We start from the raw sequence: 22539 nt of genomic DNA on the forward strand, positions 1-22539 counted from the left end.
GCAAACTAAACAGGAAAAAAGTAAATCTCGGTTTATAAGAAAGGAGACCGATAAGTGAACTCAAATTACGAAGTAAGATTAGCGGAGTTACCGGAGCTTGATTCCTGGATGGCAATGATCGGATTTGTCCGTGACAACTTTCCCGGCCTGGATACGGCTGAACAGCTGGAAGGCTACCGGCAGACTGTGATCAAAAATATCAACCGGCAGACAGCCATTTGTGCTGAAGATAACGGGGAGGTAGTAGGACTCTTGCTTTTCTCGTACAACTCGAAATGCCTCTCCTGCATGGCGGTCCATCCTGGTCACCGAAGACAGGGGATTGCATCCGCAATGATTGAACTTATGATCTCGTTATTCCCGGCGGATGCGGAGATTAGTGTGACTACCTTCCGGGCGGAGGATGAAAAAGGGATTGCACCCCGGCCGCTGTATCAGAAATTTGGATTTGTGGAAGCTGAGCTGACCGAGGAGTTTGATTATCCGCATCAGAAATTTATACTTAAGCGCTAGGCTGTAAAATTTAGCTGTCTGACACAAATCGCCGATCTTTATTCCGGAGGAATTATTCAGGAAAAAAATGTAACCTTTGCAGGCGGGCTGCGTATGTCAGGAGAATGTCCAAACTGATCCTGGAGATGATGATATGCAGCTCGTCCGGAATTCTCTTAACAATCCGGCACATAACACTGAAGAGGCTGAGATTTCGCTCAGGAAATCGATTGACAACTATTTGACAAAATTCCGGGAGCTGGAGCCGCAGATTCATGCCTTTGTGCCCGAAGCCCGGCTGGAGCAGCGGCTCCAGCTGGAACAGGAGCGTCTGCTGGCTTCACTCACCGGCACCGCCGGTAAACCGGCCCTTTGGGGTATTCCCGTCGGGATAAAGGATTTGATTCATACTGAGGGCTTGCCCACACACGCAGGCTCCCGGCTGCCTGCTGAGGCGTTGGCTGGCGGGGAGGCATCCATAGTGACCCGTCTGCGCGCGCTGGGAGCCGTTATTGCCGGAAAGACGGTGACCGAGGAATTTGCCTACCATGGGCCGATTGCTACCCTTAATCCGCATCATCCTGCACACACCCCCGGCGGGTCAAGTGCAGGCTCGGCTGCTGCTGTTGCAGCAGGCCTATGTCCGCTGGCGTTGGGGACACAGACCTTACGTTCTGTTCTCGCGCCGGCGTCTTTTTGCGGAGTGGCGGGTTTTAAGCCGAGCTATGACAGAATTCCGCTGGACGGGGTAATCAAGCTGTCGCCTTCATTTGACACGATCGGATTGTTTACTCAGGATTTGTCCGGCATGGAGACAGCAGCCGGACTGCTCATACCGGAATGGAATGCCCGGCAGGTGAGTCGTAAGCCTGTGCTTGGCATCCCGCGCGGGGTATATATGGAGCTGATGTCTGATGAGGTAAAAGCGGTTTTTGCAGCACAGATTCAATCCTTGGAGCAGGCTGGCTATCAGGTGAAGCATGTTCAGATGCCCTGGGAGGATGAGTTGATCTACGGGAATGCGATGCTGCGGTTTATACAGGGAGAAATGGCCCGTGAGCACGCAGAGCTGTTCGGCGCGTATGAACAAGATTACGGTGCAAGTGTCAGGGAAGCCATACTCAGCGGTGCGGCCATTCCGGAGGAGGAGCTGGCTGAATGCCGGCAGCTGCAGCTGGAATTAAGAGACCGTCTGAAGAGCCTCATGGATCAGGAGGGGATAGATTTGTGGGTATCACCGGCACAGGGCGGTACTGCGCCAAGGCTGGAGGCTAACAATACCGGCTGGTCCGGCATGACGGCGGTCTGGGGCTTTGCCGGATGTCCGGCTCTCAGTATTCCTGCGGCCAGTATAGGGGGATTGCCGCTCGGCTTTCAATGTGTCGGCAGCTACGGGGAAGATGAATGGCTTCTGGCCTGGACACGGCAGGTGGCGCAGGATCTTTGTCCGGACAGAATCTGATTGGGACTCACAAATTCTGGTATTCTTTTCAAACGGCATGTGCTATTATTTTTATGGATAAGATTAGTTTTGATATTGATTAATTAATAAAATTATTAATTATTAATCTAAGCTAGGAGTGATAGAGTTGTATCCTCACCATCAAAAAGCCATTGAAGCCATTACTCTCAAGATGCAGGCCAGAGAAGAGGTGCTCGGCGTCATTATTGGCGGTTCGGTTGCGCACGGGTATGCCAATAAAACCTCGGATATTGATATCATGATTGTACTCTCTGAGGAAGATTACCGGCAGGCGTTGGGTACCGGGGAAATCGGTTATTTTGAAACAGAATCGACTCCTTATGAGGGCGGCTACGTAGATGGTAAATGCTTGTCGGTAGACTATATCCGAAAGGTCGCCGCATCCGGAAGCGAGCCAGCCAAATATGCGTTTAAGGATGCCTTTGTTGCCTATTCCAGAATCAACGGACTTGACGAGCTGATCCAGGCAGCTTCCTGCTATCCTGCAGAGAAAAAAGAAGAGAATATTCAGAAGTTCTATGCCCAGCTGGAGACATGGAAATGGTATTACTATGAAGGCCTGAAAAGAGAGAACCAGCTGCTGATGGACTATTCCCGCACGAATTACGTCATGTTCGCCGGGCGGCTGATATTAGCCTATAATAACAGGCTGTTCCCCTCTTATAAATGGCTGTTCAAGGAGCTGGAGCTGGCAGAGGCTAAGCCGGACAATTTCATGGAACTGCTGGATGCTGTTGCTACGCTCAAGACTCCGGAATCCATCGAACGCTTGTATGAGAGCGTTACGGGATTCCATGACTGGTACACCTCTAACGAGCATTGGACTGTGAGGTTTATGCTGGACAGCCAGCTGAACTGGATAGACGGTATGGTGCCGGTACTAGATTTATAAACATAATAAAGCAGCCGCCGGACCTGTTCAGTGTCCGGCGGCTGCTTTATTATTGTTGAAACTAAGGATTCATCTTTTTGTAAGCAGCCAGCAGTTCCTGCAGCGGTATTCCGTCTATTGTCAGACCATCTGTGTTGCAGTGCCGGATGTCCACGCCTGACAGATCACAGCCGATTATTCTGCTTCCGGTTAATCTCAGATCGCCGATGAGCGATTGGATGAGATTCAGGTTGGTGAACCTTGATCCGCTCATATTGCTGTCAGTAAATAAGCTGCCGGATAAATTAGTGTTGCTGAAGCTGGCCTGCTCCAGGTTCATATTATAAAAATCCGCCCCGCTCATCAGACAGTTCTCAAACGCTGCTTCAGGCAGAGTTTGATCCTTGAAGCAGGCTGTAGGTTCATCCTTCCGCGGGGAAGCAGCTATCCGCTTCTCGTAACCGAATTCCGCTTCGGATTCATAGATCCGGGAATATCCGGCTTTTTCATAGAAATGATGATTAGCCGTCTGTTTGTCCGAGGTTTCCAGCTTCCAGGCCTCTGCCAGCGGAAACTCTGCTTCCAGAAAAGCCAGTATCCTGGAGCCCAATCCCCGGCCTTGGTATGCGGGATCAATAAAAATTTTATCCAGCCTGGCATGCCTTCTGCCGTTATACTCTACACAGGCTCCGCCAATGACTTTATCGTCCATTTCTATGGCGTAATAGTGGGCCTGCTCAATGAAATAGGCATGCATGACGGCAGAGTCATAACCCGGCGGGGAAAGATTATGATCCTGTACAGCATTTCCCGGGGAATAGCGCTGCTTCTCTGCGTCAAAGGTTTCTTTCATTATGGCTGCTAAAATCAGTGCGTCCGCTTCTGTTGCTCTACGTATATTCATTGTTGGTACACCCCATAGGTTTTAAATTATTGCGATGCCGGCAGAGTATATACGAACTGTTTTTCCTTGCTCTCAAAGCCAAGATTGTAAGCCCGGATAGTTAGCTCATTGCCGCTGCGGCCTTCAAACCGCAGATCATCACCGGGGAACATGGAGTCCCACTGGTCCAATATCCATTTGCTGTCGGCTGCAGGTAATTGCTCATATAACAGGGTCTGGGTGCCGGTGGAACGGTCAACAGCAGTCAAAAAGGCAGTATCGCCCGGCCGGATCAGGGCCACATCGGAATAAAAAGCCTCCACATTGTAATAAACGTCCCGTGTTACGCTGGTCCCCATCAATTTCGGCAAGTCGACGGTTTCTTTTACAGCACCGGTACCGTCTTCGATCAGACGCAGAGTCTGCCCGTCGTTCATCAGCAGCCTGTCCCCGGACCAGAGAGCCGGCTCATCAAAGGTAGAATGGAAATCGGTATGTGCCTGGCGCATAAGTGCCCCGTTTTTGAGCAGATAGGTATAGTATTCCGCATAGAGATGCGGTTCACCGTAAGAGTTTCTGACCTGCAGCACAGTCAGTCCGCCGGGTGTATCCTCGAAGGTGAAGTCTACAAGATCCAGACCTCTGCCCAGATGGGCGAGCTTACGATTGTCCGCTTTCCCGGATGCAATATAAAGGTCGCCGGTATCAAGCGAGACGGAGTAACGTGTACCCTTGTAAGTCTCTGTATACCCCCGGTACATATGGAGACCGTTAGCCAGCAGGCTGCGGGTCTTGGCGTCCCAGCGGACCGTACCGCCCTCCAGCGCTTTAACCAGGAACTTGGCGGGCAGATACAGCTCGTCCTGGGCAAGAAAAGGGGTGCCGCCGATGTTCACACTGACGTTATCCAGTACGCCACTTGTACTGCCAAGCCGTACAGCAAAGCTTTTTTCCCAGCCGCTGAATGAAGCGCGTGTGCGGGACTTATCCCATGTTGTTTCGATACCGAGGCTGTTAACGATGTAAGCCGGCAGATAGGATACACCGTTCTTAATTAAAGCGGTACCTACGAAGCTTCCTGACATGCCGCTGTCACTGCCATAAGTCACATAATATTTCACTTCTTGGGTGCCTGATTTGGCTGATGCGGGGGGAGGTGCGATGCCTGAAAAGAGCATAAGTCCTACAGTAGACAGGAGCAGCAGTTTTCTGATCATACAGGCTACCTTCCTTCTCAGAATAAATAGGAGCATTAACAGATATGTGATTTATAAGATTAGACGAGGAATGAAGGAGAATGTTTCCTTTATCTGAGGGAAAATAGAAAAAATATACAAAAATTTCTCGGAACTAGAATATACTACTGTTTATCAAAAGAAATCAAAGTTCTGGATTGTGGGGGATTTCAGAAAGGCGGGGGAATCGGTCATGAACGGTACTACTGCCACTTCAAGTAAACATATTTGGATGAACAACATTTCAAGATATATGCATATGAAAAGGCATAAGACCGAGAAGAGATTCTACGGGTCTTTTGCTTTCTTTATTTGTATTGTAAAGTAAGCATTGAAATGAGAGGGGGAGTATTCATGGAAGGAAAGGTGTTAGAGCGTTTACCAGATCCAATAATTTTGAAAAAGCTGATGAAAATCCAAGCGTCCCTTAATATTATTTTTTGTCAGGATGAATGGCTCCGCTACCATAGCTTTATTCAAGATTGGACTGAGGGTGTCTGTATGGCGAAAATAGATAATGGGGCAGGGGATCATCTCATTATTCTATTTTCCCATGAAGGCTGCATAATTAAAGGCTTTGATCATGAATCTGGATTAAGTCCTCATGCGCAAGATGAACATAAAGTATGGCAAGGGATTTATGATGACGTTCCAATGGAATTATTATCTTTACTTGAAGATGATGCAATTGAAAAAGAAGATGTGACCTTTTGTATTTGGCGGAAGAACAGTGATAGTAGCTGGCACAAGGGAAAAGTTGAGATTCCAGAAGGTGAAAGCGACGGTTCTGACTTTTTATTGAGTTGTATATTCAATACGCCAGAGGATTTTGTAGAATTTGCAACAGATTATTTTGAGTTATCACCATCGTTAGATGTTGTTAAAGAAATTTACGATGATTTCCCTATTACGGAAGAGATGATCCATCTCTTAAATCCCAATTGTGATGTAAAGGAAGTTCTTCAAGAGCTAAATGATTTAACCTAAGGGGAATTATGCATATAAAAAGAAAACTTAAAGGCACGGGCATCCGCCCGTGCCTTTAAGTTTTCCAGCAGGTTGTATCCCGCAGCTTCATCATTTCCGCTTCTTCCCGCAGTCCAGAAAGCGCATATTCACTTCGCCGCTGCCGGCAGTATTCGGTTTCAGCTTCAGCCGGAAGGCGTTACGCTTCAGTGCAGCTTTAACCTGCTTCGGGGTCAGGCAAGGGCGGAGTTGCAGCAGTTGGGCAGCCGCGCCTGAGACAATCGGCGTAGAGACAGAGGTGCCCGACAGCTTGATGTAGTTTTTACCTACCCTCAGCCCCGCCAGCTGGCGGGCCACTCTGGAGCCGGGGGCCAGGAGGGAGGTGACCATTTCTCCGGGTGCCACAATATCGGGCTTTACCTTACCTCCCGGCGCAGGTCCGCGGCTGGAATAGGGCGTGATCCGGTCGTCTGCCTGGGTAATGGTCCGCCGGTCGTTCACGGCACCGACGGTAACCGCAGAAGGGCTTATTCCGGGAGAATCCACTGTACGCGCTGCGGGACCGCTGTTGCCGGCCGAGATGACTACCGTTAATCCGGCTTTGACCGCCTTTTCCGCTGCCTGGACAAGGAGGTCTTCTTCGGCCGTGGCCGCTGCAGGTCCGCCGAAAGACATGGAGAGAATGCGCAGCCGGAGCCGTTTCCGGTTGGCAATACACCATTCGATACCCTTAATAATGGTAGAGTCGTAGCCCTCTCCGTCCCTGTCGAGCACCTTGACACCGACAATGCCGGCTTCCGGCGCAGGCCCTTTATATTTGCCTTTGCTGCTCCATCCGTTTCCTGCTGCATCACCGCTGATATGTGTGCCGTGCCCGTTATCATCATATGGTTTTTTCCGGTGATTGATGAAATCCTTAAAAGCAACAATCCGGTTGAACGGCCGGGTCAGATCAGGATGCGGATATACCCCTGTGTCGATAATCGCGATGTTGATACCTTTGCCCGTAAGACCCCGCGTCTGCTGAAGGACGGTTGAACCGATGGAAGGGGTAGCAATGTTCAGGGAAGCCTTTTTGACTCCGTCCAGATAGACTTTTCCTACTTCCCCGCAGCTGCAGATCCGCTCCAGGCATTTCAGAGAAACATGCGAGGATACGGCATTCAGCAGATGCAGCTTGTGCTTTACGGGTAAGGAATGAGTACCCAAATGCTTTTGCAGAGCCTGCATCCGGGCAGGGGTCAGCTTGTGCCTGAATTGCACAATTACGGGGACTGCCGCAGATTTCCTTGCTGAACCTTTTGAACTACGGAGCTTGTGCTGTAACGGTTTGTTTATCTTGGCGGCATAATGCCGTACCCACACTGAATCACTCATTGCTTCGCTTCACCTCTCCACTAGCACATCCTATGCAGAGAGCGGCCTATCGGATACCTATCTATGAAACTGAGACATTATCACATTTTTACAAGAGTAGGTTATTATCAATTTCAGATTGCTCTTCGCTTGCATCTAATACACTATCTTAAAAGAAAGTGGTGAAGCAAAGTGAGAGAAGCTGAGAAAAAAGCATTAATGGCAAAGCGTGCAGCAATGGTCAAAAAAGCAAGTGTATCCAGAGTGACTGCTAAGAAAGTAACACCGTCCAAGGTTCAGGCCCAGAAAGCGCAAATGGCTAAAAAAGCCCTTCTGGCCAGAAAGGCTCTGCTGGCGAAAAAAGTAAGGCTGGTTGCCGGAAAAAAACGCAAAGTTAAACAAACATTCTTCTACTTCGTGGTGCTTGCAGTCAACTTCAACAACAGACCTAAGAGCACTACAGACTTCACAGCTACGCTGACCCGTGGCAGCCAGACGTACAACGCAACGTTTGACGATACAGGGGTAGCTGTATTCTATGACATCAGAACCCTCACCAACTTCCAGTATGTTCTGAGAATCAACAACGAAGATAACGAGCAAGTCTTCCAGGGCACTGTTCCTGCCAACCGCGAATTCTATATTGCCCAGTTCTAATTCAGTGTTCAGCGGTTAAAGCGGGCAGCAGACAGCGCATCCGGTATTGGGGTGCGCTGTTTGTGTGCAGTGGTTAACCGCAGGCAGCCTGCCCTGCACTTATGTTTTATCTGATAGCAATAAACTTTCCTGGAAAGTAAACCGCAATCATATGATATAATTTATTACATAAATCCTTTATGTATCCGTAGAAAAATGATCCTTGTCAAGAAGATTAGGCATTATAAGCTGAAAAATTGGTTGGAATGTACAATCACACCGCCGTTTTTTAGCTATAATGACAATTAACCTGACATATATATTTAAAAGCCAGCCTACAGCAGATATAATATGGCAACAAAGAAGCGCATGGGAACGGCCTGTTCACAGGAGGTTCCTGAAGAAAAGCGGCGAAAGGTCTGAGGGATGATGAGCCTGGAAGCTTTAAACGAACGAGTGAATACCGATCTTTCCTATCTGGCCTACGGCGGCGCGGACTGGGTACGTTCCCTGGAGCATCCCGAAGGTCATGTATATGATGTTGTCATTGTCGGCGGCGGGCAGAGCGGACTCGGAGCGGCTTTTGGACTGCTGCGGGAGCGGATCTCCAATATTCTGGTGATTGACGAGAACAAGGAGGGGCGGGAAGGGCCTTGGGAGACATATGCCCGGATGGTTACGCTGCGGACTCCCAAGCACCTGACTTCTATTGACCTGGGAATTCCATCGCTAACCTTCCGCGCCTGGTGGGAGGCGCAGAACGCTTCCGGGGGCTGGGAAGCGGTTGATAAAATTCCGCGCGGCGACTGGATGAATTATCTGCGATGGTACCGCAGCGTGCTCAGTCTGCCGGTTATTAATGAAGTAACCCTGAAGCTGATTGAGCCGGACGGGAGCGGCATTCACCGGCTGCATATCGCCGGAGCGGGAGCGCCCTCCAGTGTGCTGCTGGCCCGTAAGGTTGTGCTTGCCACAGGCATTCAGGGCGGAGGCGAGTGGCATGTGCCCGAGATGATTGCGGCTAGCCTGCCGGAGCGCCTGTATGCCCATACTTCGCAAGCCATTGATTTTGCCGCCCTGGCCGGCCGGAAGGTCGCCGTTCTCGGCGGAGGTGCATCGGCCTTTGACAATGCCAATTATGTGCTGTCGGAGGGTGCTGCCGAAGCTCATGTGTTTGTACGCCGTGAGCAGCTGCCCAGCATCAATCCGATCCGCCAGATGGAGCAGTCGGGAATGATCGAACGGTTCCATACCTTGGCGGATACGGACAAATACGGGGTCATCTCACATTTCTTCAATTACAATCAGCCGCCGACGAACGATACCTTTGCCCGTGCAGCGGCCTGGCCGGGCTTCCGTCTCCATCTCGGCTCGCCTTGGCTGAAGGTGGAAGCGGCAGGCGATCAGGCGCGGGTAACTACACCCAAGGGGGAGTTTACCTTTGACTATCTGATCGTCAGCACAGGACTGCTCAGCGATCCCGCGCTGCGCCCGGAGCTGCAGCTGATTGAGCGTCACATCGCGCGCTGGAGCGACCGTTATCAGGCTCCTCTGGAAACGGCCAATCCGCTGCTCGATGCACATCCTTACCTCAGTCCCGGCTTCGCGCTGCAGAGCCGCGACAAGGCGGGGGAAGAGCTGCTGCACGGATTATTTGTCTTCAATTATTCCGCGCTGGCCAGCAACGGCTTGTCGGCCTCGGCGATTTCCGGAATGAGGAACGCAATTCCGAAGCTGGTTGCCGGTGTGGCGGATCAGCTGTTCACGGATGACCGCGAAGCGGTGCTGCAGGCTTTTTACGAATATGATGTGGCAGAATTTACGGGGGAGTGGCAGCCTGCCGGAATGAAATCATAAGCTTTCTATATCCAAGGAATGTCCTTAAGCTGTTCTAATGGCTGGGACATTCTTTTTTTGTATGAGTGCAAAACCCGCAAACGTTGACCTCGGCTCCCGGCTCATTGATAATAAAGAGGTTCATATTTCTTCTGCAGATTGGAGTAAGACCAATGACATACCGCAATTTGGAAGAATGCATTAATGACCTGGAAAAGCACGGGCATCTGGTGCGGATTACCGAGGAAGTCGATCCTCATCTGGAAATGGCAGCCATTCATATGAAGGTGTATGAGGCAGGCGGGCCAGCATTATTATTCGAAAAGGTAAAAGGCTCCAAATACCGCGCCGTGTCCAACCTGTTCGGGACGATTGAGCGCAGCAAGTTTATTTTCCGGGATACCTGGGAATCTTCCCAGGATGTTATCGCCTTGCGGGATGATCCGGTGAAGGCGCTGAAGGCACCGTTTAAATATGTCGGCACAGGGCTTGCCGCCCGCAAGGCGCTGCCGCTCAAGCTGCCCGGAGGACTGCCGTCCGGTTTCGAGGAGATTCAGATCTCCGATCTGCCGCAGATCAAGCACTGGCAGGGGGACGGCGGCGCTTTTGTAACGCTACCTCAGGTCTATTCGGAAGATCCGGACAAGCCGGGGATAATGAATTCCAATCTCGGGATGTACCGGATTCAGCTCAGCGGCAACGATTATGAGATTAACAAAGAGGTCGGGGTCCATTATCAGATTCACCGCGGCATCGGGATTCATCAATCACATGCAGTCAAGCGCGGCGAGCCGCTCAAGGTCAGCTGCTTCATCGGCGGGCCTCCCGCTCATACGCTGTCGGCCGTTATGCCGCTGCCGGAAGGCCTCAGCGAGATGACCTTTGCCGGTCTGATCGGCGGACGCCATTTCCGCTACAGCTATGTTGACGGGTTCTGCGTCAGTGCGGATGCGGATTTTGTCATCACGGGGGAGATTCACCCCGGTGATACGAAGCCGGAAGGCCCGTTCGGCGACCACCTGGGCTATTACAGCCTGACTCATCCGTTTCCTGTAATGAAGGTGCATAAGGTCTATGCCAAAAAAGGGGCCATCTTCCCCTTCACCGTAGTCGGGCGGCCGCCGCAGGAGGATACCGCTTTCGGAGAGCTGATCCATGAGCTGACCGGCAGTGCGATCAAAAATGAGGTGCCCGGTGTAAAAGAAGTGCATGCCGTCGATGCGGCAGGCGTGCATCCGCTGCTGTTCGCCATCGGCAGTGAGCGCTATACGCCGTACCAGCAGCTGAAGCAGCCGGCCGAGCTGCTGACGATTGCCAACCGGGTGCTCGGCACCGGCCAGCTTAGCCTCGCTAAATATCTGTTCATCACTGCAGTGGAGGACCGTCCGGTCAGCACGCATGATATCCCTGATTTCCTGACGTATATCCTGGAGCGGATCGACCTGCGGCGGGATCTTCATTTTCAGACGAATACGACGATTGATACGCTGGATTACTCGGGAACGGGGATCAACACGGGGAGTAAGGTTGTTTTTGCCGCAGTGGGCGATGTAAAAAGAACGCTGTGCACAGAGGTGCCGGAGGTTCTGGCTTCTTTGGAGGGCTTCGGTGAAGCCAAGCTGGTGCTGCCGGGAATAGTGGCACTCCAGGGACCTGCCTTCACCACGTATGAGGATACGGAGCAGGAAATGATCCGCTTGAATGCTGCTATTGCAGCGCAAGGACCACTGCCTGAATGCCCGATGATCATCCTGTGCGATGACAGCAGGTTCATGAGCGAAGAGCTGAATAATTTCCTGTGGGCGACCTTTACGCGCAGCAACCCATCGCATGATATTCACGGTGTAAACAGCAGAATCGTGCACAAGCACTGGGCCTGCGACAATGTAATTATCGATGCCCGCGTGAAGCCGCACCAGGCGCCGCCGCTCATTCCGGATCCGGATGTGCAGCGCAATATTGAACGTGTGTTTGCGCAGGGCGGAAGCCTCAGCGGCATCCGCAAATAATTTATAAGAGATGTTCCGTCAGCCGGGTAACGGCCGGGCGGGCATCTCTTTTTCTTTTCCATGTGTAAGCTCACCGCCTTCATATGTTCATTTGAAGAAACCCATGAGCTCATTTATACTGGATAGGAAAAATATGGATGATAGAGCTGGTACGTCCAACAACTATCAGTATGAGGTGAATGCATTGGAAGCGATGGAAACAGAGCGGCTGATATTGCGGCGATTCAAGCCGGAGGATGCCGTAGATTTGTATGAGTACCTCTCCAGGGAGGGTGTTGTAAAATTTGAGCCATACGGTGTACATAATGAAGCCCAGTGTGAGGCTGAGGCGCTGCGGCGATCCGGTGATCCGGCGTTTTGGGCCGTCTGCCTGAAGGATTCGGGGAAACTGATCGGCAATTTGTATTTTCAGCAGCAGCAGCCTGACGCTTTCCGCACTTGGGAGCTGGGTTATGTGTTTAACAGTGATTTTCACGGCTGCGGGTATGCGGCGGAAGCCTGCCGGCGGCTGCTGGACTACGGGTTCACAGACTTGAAGATGCGTCGTGTAACGGCCCACTGCGATCCGGATAATTCACCGTCATGGCGGCTGCTGGAACGGCTGAAGCTGCGGAGAGAGGGCTATTTCCGCGAGACCGGTTATTTTAAGCAGGATGAGCAGGGTGAACCCAAATGGCATGATACCTTTGCATACGGACTGCTGGGAAGCGAATGGTTCAATCTAGCGGAGCCGGTGAAATGAGATGAAAGTGAACAGGCTGCTGGGCATAGTGGTATACCTGCTTAACAGGGAAGTGGTCAGCGCACGTGCCCTGGCTGAGAAATTTGAAGTTTCTCCGCGGACGATTCAGCGTGATATGGACTCGATTGGTGAGGCGGGCATCCCGATAGGCTCTATACAGGGCAAGAGCGGCGGCTATTACATTCCGGACAGCTTCAAAATGAACAGGCAGCTGCTCCAGTCAGAGGATTACATGTACATATTGGCTGCATTAAAGGGACTGGTCTCAGGTTATAACAGCAGGCGGGCAGAGGAAACGGTGGAAAAAATGATATCCCTCTCTCCGGAGGGGATTCCGTCTGAACAGCCGTTCCGGCTGCAGCTGGAAACGCTGCGCGAAGGCAGCGGAACCTTACGCTCTATCGAAGTTATTGAAGCGGCTATCCGCAGCCGGACTGCGGTGCAGTTTCAATACACGGATGCACAGCAGTCTGTGTCAAGCCGATATGTGGAGCCGTTGCTTTTGTCATACAGATGGTATGCCTGGTATCTGTTTGCCTATTGCTGTGAACGTGAGGATTACCGGCTGTTTCGTCTGTCACGGATCAGGGAGATCCGGAATGCCGGTCAGGCTTTTGTCCATTGTCACGGAAATGCGGAGCAGCTGCTGGCTGCCCATCAGGATGTACGGCCTTACATCAACATAAAACTTGCCTGTCCTGCCGACAGGAGAGTTCAGCTGGAAGAGGCTTTTCCAAATGCGAGTGTAGTTGAAGAACGCTGCGGTGAGCTGATCCTGCAATTCAGTGTGCCTGAGACGGAAACCGGCTGGTTCGGGATTCTGCTGCTGAATGCCGGCTGCTGTACCGTGCTGGAACCTGAGACGCTGCGCCAGAGGCTGCAGAGCCACGCCCGAAAGATTTTGCAGCAATATGCATAAATGACGACAGGCTGTTGTCCGGTTTACCTGATTATAATGGAAACATACATTTCATTAAGGAGGATTTTCCATGAATACCGGAATTACAGATCCTTATACCAGTTGCCCCGTATATGAAACCGGAAGCTTCAGCCTGAGGTTAGTCATGATGGACGATGCTGAGGATTTGCTCAGATGCTACAGTGATCCTGAATCGATCCCTCTGTTTAACAGCGACAACTGCCTTTACGGGTTCAGCATGAACAAGCTTGAGGAAATGGAGAGTTGTATTGAAGCCTGGCTGGCAGAATTCCGGGCACGGGGTTTTATACGATTCAGTATTGTTGAGCAAACGTCTGGGCGGGTAATCGGAACTGTTGAATTTTTCACCAGGAAGCTTGGGCAGGGGGATGAAAAGGGTGAGACCGGCATTCTGAGACTGGACCTGGCCTCTGAGTATGAACAGACTAATGTGTTATCTGAAATAATAGAGCTGGTAGAGCTTCAGTTTCCGCAGCATTTCACATTCAGCGGCCTGTTAACCAAAGCGGTTCCACAGGCGGTGGACCGGGTCGCGGTTCTTCAAAAGCTGGGCTACCGCAAGCTGGAGAGAAGCAGTGAACTGCCTTATGGGGATTATTACATCAAGATGGTGCAGTAGGAAGTTCATTCAATCTACCTGATCACTCTACTAACAGGTATTAATCATTCAGAGATGGAGACAATGGCATCTAAGAACTGTTTTTACAGGGGGATGCCATTCATGAATGACGAAGAGGTTTACAGGCTGCATTTACAACTGCTCAGTGTATACGAAAAAAGCATACGGCCCTCCGGGGCCAGCCAGCGGCAGATCGATCATTATAAGCAGCAGCTGTTCATGTATGCGGAGGACAATGTCCAGCGGATTTTTGTGTTAAACCAGCTATTAAAGTTACATGAAGATTCCCGGGAATATCTTGTCAAAGATTGTGCAGACCGCTACTTTTCAAGAGACCAGTACGAGGGTACGGAATCCAGCGTGTAGCTATATCTGCAGAATTATTCTTTTTCCCGGCCAAAAGGTGTTAACAGCCCGTCCAAACTCCCAGGTGGAGCCTTGGCCGGGCTAATTTTTTTGCAGAAGAATGTCGAAAAAAGAAGTATGAATAAGATAGCATAAAGAGTAGAATGAAACAACACTATCAAGAACCGGCAGCAGAGCTAGAGTAGAGAAATATTATAGAAATTAAGGGTGGTTGGCGGTGGATGGACAAGGGCAGGACGTACAGGTTATGGGCGGCTCTGGCGCTGTACATATTGGCCTGTATCTGGGTGGAGATCCAATACAGTAAAATACTGTGGATGCTGATTATCGTAGGCGGGCCGATTCTGGTCTGCAGTGCTTACTGGAAAAGAGGAGATGGGGGAGACTCTGAATTAAGCAGATCACGGAACTGGATTCAGATTGCTTTTCTGCTGTGGTCAGCGGGCAACCTCTTCGTGGCTGTATTTCCCGGAGGCATGGAAATCAGATTCGGGGAAGAGCCGTATAGCGTCCAGCTGGCGGTGATGGTTCATATTCCGGCCAGAGTGGCGATTCTGTTCGGCATATATCAAATATACAGGAGACTGAAAAAGCGGATCAGCAGGCTGCAGGTTCTGTGGGATCAGATTACAACTGCAGAGTGTATTGTCGGCAGTGTATGGTTTATCTTTTTTCAGGATGAGACCTTTCACTGGATGCCGGGCGGCCCGCAGTCGTTCGCCGTATTCTTTTTTCTGCTCGTACCGCTGCTGGTGCTGGCCGGACTTATCCTGATCTGGATCTATATGGACAGCAGCCAGCGTACACACGGTTTTATCCTGCTGATTTCGGGCATTGCCCTGATCGGGACGCTTGATCTGATCCAGGCGCTGCAAGGCGGAATGATCCAAAGTTCATACATAGACAGCCTGTATAGGCTCTCCATCGCAGGTACTGCAGCCAGCGGTATTATGGGGACACTGCAGATGGGCAGAACAGGACCTGCAGCAAAGCCGGAGAATACTCCGCGAATGCTGAAGGGCGGAGCCCTCTTTTTAATCTACCCTGTAATCATTGTGCTGCTGAAGGGCTTTTCTGTTTACGTATTTCTGTATTTTACGATCATCATTATGGCCTATTTCATTGTAAGACTGTATGCCAAACAGACCAGTGCCGCCAAAAAAATGCTGGAAACGGAAAGGGAGTACAACGAGAAGCTGCGCCTTTATCTGAATGTTATTGAGCAGGCGCCGATGTCCATTCTGATTACCGATAAAGACAGGCGTATCGAATATATCAACCCTTACTTTACCGAGGTGACCGGATATTCCAAAGAAGAAATTCTCGGCAAGACACCGTCCCTCCTGAAGACAGACAAGACCAGGCGTGAGACCTATAACCAATTAAATGACATGCTGGAGGCAGGGGGGAGATGGCACGGAGAGTTTGTTAACCGTAAAAAGAACGGCGAGGAATACACGGAAGCTGTGCTGGTCTCCTCCATCAAAAATGAAAGCGGCGAGGTTACGCATTATGTCGGCATCAAAGAGGATATATCCGAATACAAACGGATGAAAAAAGAGCTGTCAGACCAGCTGTACTTCACCTCGCAGTTAATTGATACGCTGCCGCATCCGCTCTTTTATATTGATGACCGGCATTGCTTTCTTGGCTGTAATGCTGCTTATGAGCAGGCTTTTCGGGTGTCGCGTAGTGAGCTGTCCGGGATTCCGATGAGCATGCTGCCGCATTTGCCGGAGGACGGGTACCGCAATCTCAGCGAAATGATGACTGAAGTAGCGGCGACCGGCAGATCCTCGAACCGGCAGATTGTCAGAACCTTTGCTTCAGGGGAGGATCATCATATTCTGTACTCCCTGTCTGCTTTCCGCTTGTCCGATCATTCGGTCGGCGGGTATCTGGGGATTATGACGGACATCAGCGATCTGAAGCAAAAGGAAAAACAGATTATGGATAACCGCAATTTCCTCGATGCCATTATCAGCCATATTCCGGTCATGATAACGGTGAAGGATGCGAAGCACCTGAAGATTTTTAAAACTAACCAGGCCAGTGCGGATTTCCTGGGTGTCGCCCCTGAGCAGCTGGTGGGTCTGGATTTGCGGACAGTGTTCCCTGAGGAGATAGCGCGCAAGCTGATGGATGCGGATAAAAAAGTACTCGCCACCGGCCAGACCTTCAGCGAGATCGAGATTATTCCGGACGACGGCGAGCATTGTAACCTTAGATATGTACAGACCACCAAGCTCCCCATTATGGATGCTGAGGGACAGCCGCTGTATCTGCTTAGCGTCTCTGAAGATATTACCGAAGCGAAACGGAAAGAAGCAGAACTGAAATATGCACTGAATCTGGCAGAGGAAGCGACAGCAGCCAAGTCACAGTTTCTGGCCAACATGAGCCATGAGATCCGTACACCGATGAATGCAATTATCGGGATGGCCTATCTGGCGCTAATGACCGGCCTAAACCCTGTACAGCAGGATTATATCTCCAAAATCCATAATGCCGGTACTTCGCTGCTGGGCATTATTAATGAAATTCTTGATTTTTCAAAGGTGGAGTCAGGCAAGCTGGAGCTGGAGAACACGGAATTTACACTTATGGAGATCATCTCCGGGGCGCTGGATCTCTCCAGTCAGATGGCTGAGGCTAAGGGGCTGCAGCTGCTGTGTAATATTCCGCCTGATGTGCCTGCAAGGCTAAGGGGTGACCCGCTCCGTCTGGGGCAGATTATTACCAACCTGCTGAGCAATGCGATTAAATTCACCGAGGCGGGTGAGATTTCCATTGCAGTTGAGCTGAACAGCCGGATTGACAGCAGGGTCAAGCTGCAGATCAGCGTGCGCGATACCGGCATCGGCATGAGCAAAGAGACGGAGAGTAAGGTGTTTCAGGCCTTTACCCAGGCCGACAGCTCGACTACGCGGAGGTTTGGCGGAACGGGGCTGGGACTGGCCATCAGCCGTAAGCTTGTTGAAATTATGGGCGGCAGCCTGTGGGTGGACAGTGTGGAAGGCCAGGGCAGCACCTTTTCCTTTACCGCCTGGTTTGATCTGGCGCAGGATGAGGATACCCCGGTTCTGCTGTTAAAAGAAGCAGCTTCCCCCGTCCGGGAAAAGGATTACAGGCTGGCGGGGACCCGGGTGCTGGTAGCCGAAGACAATGAGATTAACCGGCAGATTGCCGCTGAGCTGCTGAAAAGCCAGGGTATGCAGCCGGATCTCGCAGTGAACGGGGCTGAAGCGGTGAGGATGATTGAAGCGATGCCTGCAGACCGGCCCTACAGCATCGTGCTGATGGATCTGCAAATGCCGGAGATGGACGGCTTCGAAGCGGCGGCCAGAATCCGTAAGCTGTATCCTGAGCTGCCGGTTATCGCCATGACAGCCCGGACGATGCAGGAGGAGCGGGAACGCAGCTTTGCTGCAGGCATGAACGGTCATGTCGCCAAGCCGGTTGACCCGGATATCCTGTTCACCAAGATCGGCAGATGGGTTACGGACGGGACGGCCAGGCCGGCTGCCGGGAGTGATGTAAAGGCGGCTGGGCGTGATGATGGTACTGAAAGTGCTGAAGCGAATTCTAATTCAAGTACAGATGCAAGTGCAGATGCAGGTACAGATGCAAGTGTTAGTACTGATGCGTTGTCAATCCTGCAGCTTAGTGGAATCGATACGGCGGGCGGTCTGAACCGGGTTGGGCAGAACCGGACGTTGTACATCAGCCTGCTGCTGAAATATGCGGACAGCCAGCGTGAAACGGTTCAGAATCTGCGTAAGGCGCTCCTTAAGGAGGAGGCTGCAGCAGCAGAGAGGCTTGCCCATAACCTTAGGGGAGTATCGGGCAATCTCGGGGTCACCGGGGTAGAGAAGCTGGCTGGTACCATGGGTAAAATGATCACCCGGGCAGCAGAGCCGGAGGTGCTGGAAGAGCTGCTGCACAGGCTGGAATCGGCGGTGCAGGATATCTCTGAGAAAATCTTCGGGCAACTGGGCAGCAATCCGCGTTCTGCAGTGCAGGCGGAGGAGACAGGACAGCTGCTGAATCCGCCTGTGCAGCTGCTGGTGCGGCTGCTGGAGCTTCTGGAAGATGATGACAGTGAAGCCGTTCATTATTATGCCGATATAAGGGGTAAGGTGGCCCATCTGATCCAACCGGCAGATGTGAAGCGGCTGGAGCGCAGTCTTGACCGGTTTGAATACGAGGAGGCTGTGGAAATCACCAGGCAGGCTATCCTCGAAAGTCCTTATGAACAGAGGTTGATGTAAACAATGCTGGATTTAAGACCTGTTATACTAGTCGTTGACGACACGCCGGACAATATTGCGCTGCTCAGCGGGCTGTTGAAAGAATGCTACAAGGTGAAGGTGGCTACAAACGGCGAAAGGGCGCTGCATATTGCCAAGGCTGCTCCACCTGACCTGATTTTGCTGGATGTTATGATGCCGGGTATGGACGGTTACGAAACCTGCCGCAGGCTGATGCAGGATAAGGTGCTGAGGGAGATCCCGGTTATTTTTCTGACAGCTAAAGAAGAGGTGGAGGACGAGAACAAGGGCTTCGATTCCGGTGCGGTTGATTATATTACCAAGCCGATCAGTGCGCCGATCCTCCTCTCGCGCGTGAAGACACATCTGACACTGAAGCGCTCCAAGGATTTTCTTGCAGATAAAAACCAGTATCTCGAAGCAGAGATTTCCCGGCGGATCCAGGAAATATCGCTGATCCAGGAGGTCTCGGTAATGGCGATGGCGGCGCTGGCGGAAATGCGTGATCCGGAGACAGGCAACCATATTCAGAGAACCAAGCTGTATATCAAGGAGCTGGCAACCCGGATGGGCCGGACGGAAAAATATGCGGACGTCCTTACCCCCGAGCATATCAGTCTGATTGTTACCTCGGCTCCGCTGCATGACATCGGCAAGGTGGGTATCCCTGACCATATTCTTCTTAAGCCGGGCAAGCTGACAGACGACGAATTTGAAGTGATGAAGACACACACGACCCAGGGCCGGGATGCCGTCCTGCGTGCCGAGCGGCTGATGAACAGCACCGAAACCTTTTTGCGGTTCGCCAAGGAGATCGTCTATTCCCATCATGAAAAATGGGACGGGACCGGTTATCCGCAGGGGCTGGCCGGTGAAGCGATCCCCTTGTCCGCAAGGCTGATGGCGGTTGCCGATGTGTACGACGCATTGACCAGCGAGCGTGTATACAAGGAGGCGATGAGTCATGAACAGGCTGTCGATATTATTGTCTCGGACGCCGGCCGGCATTTCGATCCCGATATTGTGGAGATCTTTGTGAAATGCTGCCATAAATTTCAGGAGATTTCTGAACAGTATTAAGCGGTTGGCAGGCCTGGCCTATGGAATACTGGCTAGTGCTCATTGCAGGGACAGTTGTGCTTATGCACACCACTAGCAGATCCGGTGTTTAAATTAGTAATGGCGCACACGGCACACTGGCGGCCGATTGCCGGTAGAGTCATAACCAGCTATAGCAATACTTAGTAGTGGTTCTAAACAGAGCCCGCCGAACCTCCTGAAGCAGGAGATTGGGCGGGCTTTGTTGTTTGCATAGAGCCGGGAAGGGCAGGTGGTGTGCTGCTGGCTGTAGGTGGGGAGAGAGGGAGAAATCCTATTAAAGAGACTAGTTACCGGCAATCAAAGGGAAAAATGCCTCTGATTCCGGCGAAAACGGTCCGGATGGCGAAATGAGAGGCAAAAGTGCCTCTGATTCCGGCGAAAGTGGGCCGGATGGCGAAATGAGAGTCAAAAGTGCCTCTGATTCCGGTGAAAACGTGCCGGATGGCGAAATGAGAGGCAAAAATGCCTCTCATTCCGGTGAAAACGGTCCGGATGGCGAAATGAGAGGCAAAAGTGCCTCTGATTCCGGCGAAAGTGGGCCGGATGGCGAAATGAGAGGCACAAGTGCCTCTCATTCCGGGGAAAACGTGCCGGATGGTGAAATGAGAGGCAAAAATGCCTCTCATTCCGGCGAAAACGTGCCGGATGGCGAAATGACTCCACAGCCCCCTAATGTAGTTGGAGTCCTCCCCCACAAAAATGTAGACTTTATACATGAGGAGGATGAGCACAATGGGAAGAATGTCCGAACAGAGAGAGAAGGCTGCACAGGAGGTCTTGTCTGGCATTAAGGCAGCGGTTGTTGCCAGAAAATATGGTGTTACCCCGGGGACGGTGAATCAGTGGGTAAGGGATTATCGGGAACAGCATGGCGAACAAGAGCATCCCTATCCCCAGGAGCAGGCAGAAGAGCTGAAGCGCCTTCTTGAGGTCGAGCAGAAATACGAGAAGGCCGTCAAAATGCTTGGAGAAAAAGATCTGGAGATCGAGATTCTACGTGAACTGCTAAAAAAGCCAACCCCTGCTTATCCGAGAAAATCAAGGTAGCCGAGCGGTTCATTAAGCAGGGGAATTCAGCAGTCCTGGTGCTGCGTATCATTGGGCTGGCGGAGTCCACATACTATGACCACATCAAGCGCAAGTTGCAATCCCCGCAAGCAGCTCAAGGTGGGCGCGGGAGACCTGTACCGGGTTATTCCCTTACGGAGTCAGGGGAGAAGATTAGCGACGAGCAAATTCAAGAGTGGCTTCTGGAATTGATTTCTGGAGAAGAGCACGTGTACGGGTACAAGCTGCTTGCGGAATGCTTGTGGAATCAGTACAGGTTAAAGCTGAACCATAAGAAGAGCTACCGGCTGTGTAAGGCACTAGATATCCTGCAGCCACAACGTCAGAAGCGCTTCAAGCATCCCCGGAAGCTGCCAGAGAACCGAGTCATCACCGGATGTAAGCAGCTCTGGCAGATGGACATTAAGTATGGTTACGTCACGGGTCGCGACAGGCATTTCTTCGTCCTTAGCATTATCGATGTATTCACCCGTGTCATCGTCGGCTACTACAGAGGATCGTCGTGTGAGGCGAAGCATGTCTGTCAGACGCTTTGGAGAGCGATGGACTCTCACTGTACGAATCACAGCGAACGCCCAGTGATACGAACCGACAATGGACCACAGTTCGTGAGCCACCTTTTTGGAGATATGTGCGAAGGTTGGGAGATTACACACGAACGGATTCCGCCTCGAACGCCGGATCTCAATGCTTTTATTGAATCGTTCCACAGCAACATGGAGAGAGATCTATTTGGCAAGGAAGAATTCGCAACGTTTGAAGACGCCTATGAAGCCGTAGACGGGTACATGGACTTCTACAACAACCGCAGAATGCATACCAGTCTTCGCAGAATGCCACCGGCCAAATTTTCAGAGTGGGTCATGAGCCTAGAAGACCGATCCGCCTTCTTCTGGCCGAGGAAAAAGGCGAAATAAAGAGTAAGCCTACGACAAGAGTCGATTTTAAATAGGAGACTCCGGAATTAGGGGGTCGCACCGATGAGAGGCAAAAGTGCCTCTCATTCCGGGGAAAACGTGCCGGATGGTGAAATGAGAGGCAAAAATGCCTCTCATTCCGGCGAAAACGTGCCGGATGGCGAAATGAGAGGCAAAAGTGCCTCTCATTCCGGCGAAAACGTGCCGGATGGCGAAATGAGAGTCAAAAATGCCTCTCATTCCGGCGAAAACGTGCCGGATGGCGAAATGAGAGTCAAAAGTGCCTCTCATTCCGGCGAAAATGTGCCGGATGGCGGAATGAGAGTCAAAAGCTCCACAGCCCCCTAATATAGTTGGAGTCCTCCCCCACAAAAATGTAGACTTTATACATGAGGAGGATGAGCACAATGGGAAAAATGTCCGAACAGAGAGAGAAGGCTGCACAGGAGGTCTTGTCTGGCATTAAGGCAGCGGTTGTTGCTAGAAAATATGGTGTTACCCCGGGTACGGTGAATCAGTGGGTAAGGGATTATCGGGAACAGCATGGCGAACAAGAGCATCCCTATCCCCAGGAGCAGGCAGAAGAGCTGAAGCGCCTTCTTGAGGTCGAGCAGAAATACGAGAAAGCCGTCAAAATGCTTGGAGAAAAAGATCTGGAGATCGAGATTCTACGTGAACTGCTAAAAAAGCCAACCCCTGCTTATCCGAGAAAATCAAGGTAGCCGAGCGGTTCATTAAGCAGGGGAAT

Annotated in this window: 21 protein-coding genes; 17 read left to right on the forward strand and 4 right to left on the reverse strand. The window is 51.4% G+C overall.

Annotation, left to right across the window (positions count from 1 at the left end; all coding sequences use genetic code 11):
• Positions 1 to 54: 54 nt before the first annotated feature.
• The 3 genes from AC4G46_RS11095 (at position 55) to AC4G46_RS11105 (ending at position 2867) form a co-directional block, all read left to right on the forward strand.
• Positions 55 to 513 (forward strand): GNAT family N-acetyltransferase, encoded by a 459-nt coding sequence (locus AC4G46_RS11095; RefSeq protein WP_491127983.1) that lies wholly within the window; start codon positions 55 to 57, stop codon positions 511 to 513.
• A gap of 133 nt (positions 514 to 646) precedes the next feature.
• The gene (locus AC4G46_RS11100; protein ID WP_491127984.1) at positions 647 to 1954 is read left to right on the forward strand and encodes an amidase; all 1308 of its coding nucleotides are present in this window, start codon (positions 647 to 649) and stop codon (positions 1952 to 1954) included.
• Positions 1955 to 2081: 127 nt separating this feature from the next.
• Entirely contained in the window at positions 2082 to 2867 is a 786-nt protein-coding gene (locus AC4G46_RS11105; RefSeq protein WP_491127985.1) for a nucleotidyltransferase domain-containing protein, read from the forward strand.
• Between the two features lie 61 nt (positions 2868 to 2928).
• On the opposite strand, the gene AC4G46_RS11110 is transcribed toward AC4G46_RS11105, so the two are convergent.
• Together AC4G46_RS11110 and AC4G46_RS11115 are read right to left on the reverse strand one after the other, a co-directional pair.
• Entirely contained in the window at positions 2929 to 3750 is an 822-nt protein-coding gene (locus AC4G46_RS11110; RefSeq protein WP_491127986.1) for a GNAT family N-acetyltransferase, read from the reverse strand.
• A 26-nt stretch (positions 3751 to 3776) separates the two neighbouring features.
• Positions 3777 to 4946, reverse strand: a complete 1170-nt coding sequence (locus AC4G46_RS11115; protein ID WP_491127987.1) for a copper amine oxidase N-terminal domain-containing protein — start codon at positions 4944 to 4946, stop codon at positions 3777 to 3779.
• Between the two features lie 372 nt (positions 4947 to 5318).
• Between AC4G46_RS11115 and AC4G46_RS11120 the strand changes: the two genes are divergently transcribed.
• Positions 5319 to 5951: a hypothetical protein gene (locus AC4G46_RS11120; RefSeq protein ID WP_491127988.1), complete on the forward strand. Its 633-nt coding sequence runs from the start codon at positions 5319 to 5321 to the stop codon at positions 5949 to 5951.
• A gap of 90 nt (positions 5952 to 6041) precedes the next feature.
• On the opposite strand, the gene AC4G46_RS11125 is transcribed toward AC4G46_RS11120, so the two are convergent.
• Positions 6042 to 7139: a S8 family peptidase gene (locus AC4G46_RS11125; protein ID WP_491127989.1), complete on the reverse strand. Its 1098-nt coding sequence runs from the start codon at positions 7137 to 7139 to the stop codon at positions 6042 to 6044.
• A 366-nt stretch (positions 7140 to 7505) separates the two neighbouring features.
• On the opposite strand from AC4G46_RS11125, the gene AC4G46_RS11130 reads away from it, so the two are divergent.
• From AC4G46_RS11130 to AC4G46_RS11170, 9 genes are all read left to right on the forward strand, one after another.
• Positions 7506 to 7943: a hypothetical protein gene (locus tag AC4G46_RS11130; protein ID WP_491127990.1), complete on the forward strand. Its 438-nt coding sequence runs from the start codon at positions 7506 to 7508 to the stop codon at positions 7941 to 7943.
• Positions 7944 to 8351: 408 nt separating this feature from the next.
• Positions 8352 to 9779, forward strand: coding sequence for an NAD(P)-binding domain-containing protein (locus tag AC4G46_RS11135; RefSeq protein WP_491128843.1), 1428 nt, complete (start codon positions 8352 to 8354; stop codon positions 9777 to 9779).
• A 152-nt stretch (positions 9780 to 9931) separates the two neighbouring features.
• On the forward strand, positions 9932 to 11767 hold the full coding sequence (locus AC4G46_RS11140) for a UbiD family decarboxylase (protein ID WP_491127991.1): 1836 nt from the start codon (positions 9932 to 9934) through the stop codon (positions 11765 to 11767).
• Between the two features lie 133 nt (positions 11768 to 11900).
• Positions 11901 to 12509 (forward strand): GNAT family N-acetyltransferase, encoded by a 609-nt coding sequence (locus tag AC4G46_RS11145; RefSeq protein WP_491127992.1) that lies wholly within the window; start codon positions 11901 to 11903, stop codon positions 12507 to 12509.
• A 1-nt stretch (position 12510) separates the two neighbouring features.
• Complete coding sequence (locus AC4G46_RS11150) at positions 12511 to 13428, forward strand: helix-turn-helix transcriptional regulator (RefSeq protein ID WP_491127993.1); 918 nt, start codon at positions 12511 to 12513, stop codon at positions 13426 to 13428.
• Positions 13429 to 13498: 70 nt separating this feature from the next.
• Positions 13499 to 14068 (forward strand): GNAT family N-acetyltransferase, encoded by a 570-nt coding sequence (locus tag AC4G46_RS11155; protein WP_491127994.1) that lies wholly within the window; start codon positions 13499 to 13501, stop codon positions 14066 to 14068.
• Positions 14069 to 14170: 102 nt separating this feature from the next.
• Positions 14171 to 14434 carry a hypothetical protein gene (locus AC4G46_RS11160; RefSeq protein ID WP_491127995.1) on the forward strand — a complete coding sequence of 88 codons (264 nt, stop codon included), beginning with the start codon at positions 14171 to 14173 and terminating at the stop codon, positions 14432 to 14434.
• A 221-nt stretch (positions 14435 to 14655) separates the two neighbouring features.
• Positions 14656 to 18705 (forward strand): PAS domain-containing protein, encoded by a 4050-nt coding sequence (locus tag AC4G46_RS11165; RefSeq protein WP_491127996.1) that lies wholly within the window; start codon positions 14656 to 14658, stop codon positions 18703 to 18705.
• 3 nt (positions 18706 to 18708) lie between these two features.
• Positions 18709 to 19785, forward strand: a complete 1077-nt coding sequence (locus AC4G46_RS11170; protein WP_491127997.1) for a response regulator — start codon at positions 18709 to 18711, stop codon at positions 19783 to 19785.
• A gap of 308 nt (positions 19786 to 20093) precedes the next feature.
• Here the strand turns inward: AC4G46_RS11170 and AC4G46_RS11175 are convergent, their stop codons facing one another.
• Positions 20094 to 20522 carry a hypothetical protein gene (locus AC4G46_RS11175; protein WP_491127998.1) on the reverse strand — a complete coding sequence of 143 codons (429 nt, stop codon included), beginning with the start codon at positions 20520 to 20522 and terminating at the stop codon, positions 20094 to 20096.
• A 16-nt stretch (positions 20523 to 20538) separates the two neighbouring features.
• On the opposite strand from AC4G46_RS11175, the gene AC4G46_RS11180 reads away from it, so the two are divergent.
• The 4 genes from AC4G46_RS11180 (at position 20539) to AC4G46_RS11195 (ending at position 22513) form a co-directional block, all read left to right on the forward strand.
• A complete protein-coding gene (locus AC4G46_RS11180; RefSeq protein ID WP_491124843.1) occupies positions 20539 to 20853 on the forward strand; it encodes a helix-turn-helix domain-containing protein in 315 nt (104 codons plus the stop codon).
• Between the two features lie 38 nt (positions 20854 to 20891).
• Positions 20892 to 21791, forward strand: a complete 900-nt coding sequence (locus AC4G46_RS11185) for an IS3 family transposase (RefSeq protein ID WP_491127999.1) — start codon at positions 20892 to 20894, stop codon at positions 21789 to 21791.
• A 63-nt stretch (positions 21792 to 21854) separates the two neighbouring features.
• Positions 21855 to 22139 carry a hypothetical protein gene (locus tag AC4G46_RS11190; protein WP_491128000.1) on the forward strand — a complete coding sequence of 95 codons (285 nt, stop codon included), beginning with the start codon at positions 21855 to 21857 and terminating at the stop codon, positions 22137 to 22139.
• Between the two features lie 59 nt (positions 22140 to 22198).
• A complete protein-coding gene (locus tag AC4G46_RS11195; RefSeq protein ID WP_491124359.1) occupies positions 22199 to 22513 on the forward strand; it encodes a helix-turn-helix domain-containing protein in 315 nt (104 codons plus the stop codon).
• Positions 22514 to 22539 lie beyond the last annotated feature (26 nt).

This window comes from Paenibacillus sp. fava2 (assembly GCF_058313675.1).

What these genes read in the sequence shown, in the direction of transcription:
- AC4G46_RS11100 (WP_491127984.1), top strand. Translation starts at nt 647, where the DNA reads ATGCAGCTCGTCCGGAATTCTCTTAACAATCCGGCACATAACACTGAA.
- AC4G46_RS11140 (WP_491127991.1), top strand. Translation starts at nt 9,932, where the DNA reads ATGACATACCGCAATTTGGAAGAATGCATTAATGACCTGGAAAAGCAC.
- AC4G46_RS11120 (WP_491127988.1), top strand. Translation starts at nt 5,319, where the DNA reads ATGGAAGGAAAGGTGTTAGAGCGTTTACCAGATCCAATAATTTTGAAA.
- AC4G46_RS11145 (WP_491127992.1), top strand. Translation starts at nt 11,901, where the DNA reads ATGGATGATAGAGCTGGTACGTCCAACAACTATCAGTATGAGGTGAAT.
- AC4G46_RS11135 (WP_491128843.1), top strand. Translation starts at nt 8,352, where the DNA reads ATGAGCCTGGAAGCTTTAAACGAACGAGTGAATACCGATCTTTCCTAT.
- AC4G46_RS11115 (WP_491127987.1), bottom strand. Translation starts at nt 4,946, where the DNA reads ATGATCAGAAAACTGCTGCTCCTGTCTACTGTAGGACTTATGCTCTTT.
- AC4G46_RS11130 (WP_491127990.1), top strand. Translation starts at nt 7,506, where the DNA reads ATGGCAAAGCGTGCAGCAATGGTCAAAAAAGCAAGTGTATCCAGAGTG.
- AC4G46_RS11160 (WP_491127995.1), top strand. Translation starts at nt 14,171, where the DNA reads ATGAATGACGAAGAGGTTTACAGGCTGCATTTACAACTGCTCAGTGTA.
- AC4G46_RS11110 (WP_491127986.1), bottom strand. Translation starts at nt 3,750, where the DNA reads ATGAATATACGTAGAGCAACAGAAGCGGACGCACTGATTTTAGCAGCC.
- AC4G46_RS11165 (WP_491127996.1), top strand. Translation starts at nt 14,656, where the DNA reads ATGGACAAGGGCAGGACGTACAGGTTATGGGCGGCTCTGGCGCTGTAC.
- AC4G46_RS11180 (WP_491124843.1), top strand. Translation starts at nt 20,539, where the DNA reads ATGGGAAGAATGTCCGAACAGAGAGAGAAGGCTGCACAGGAGGTCTTG.
- AC4G46_RS11175 (WP_491127998.1), bottom strand. Translation starts at nt 20,522, where the DNA reads ATGTATAAAGTCTACATTTTTGTGGGGGAGGACTCCAACTACATTAGG.
- AC4G46_RS11170 (WP_491127997.1), top strand. Translation starts at nt 18,709, where the DNA reads ATGCTGGATTTAAGACCTGTTATACTAGTCGTTGACGACACGCCGGAC.
- AC4G46_RS11155 (WP_491127994.1), top strand. Translation starts at nt 13,499, where the DNA reads ATGAATACCGGAATTACAGATCCTTATACCAGTTGCCCCGTATATGAA.
- AC4G46_RS11150 (WP_491127993.1), top strand. Translation starts at nt 12,511, where the DNA reads ATGAAAGTGAACAGGCTGCTGGGCATAGTGGTATACCTGCTTAACAGG.
- AC4G46_RS11195 (WP_491124359.1), top strand. Translation starts at nt 22,199, where the DNA reads ATGGGAAAAATGTCCGAACAGAGAGAGAAGGCTGCACAGGAGGTCTTG.
- AC4G46_RS11190 (WP_491128000.1), top strand. Translation starts at nt 21,855, where the DNA reads ATGAGAGGCAAAAGTGCCTCTCATTCCGGGGAAAACGTGCCGGATGGT.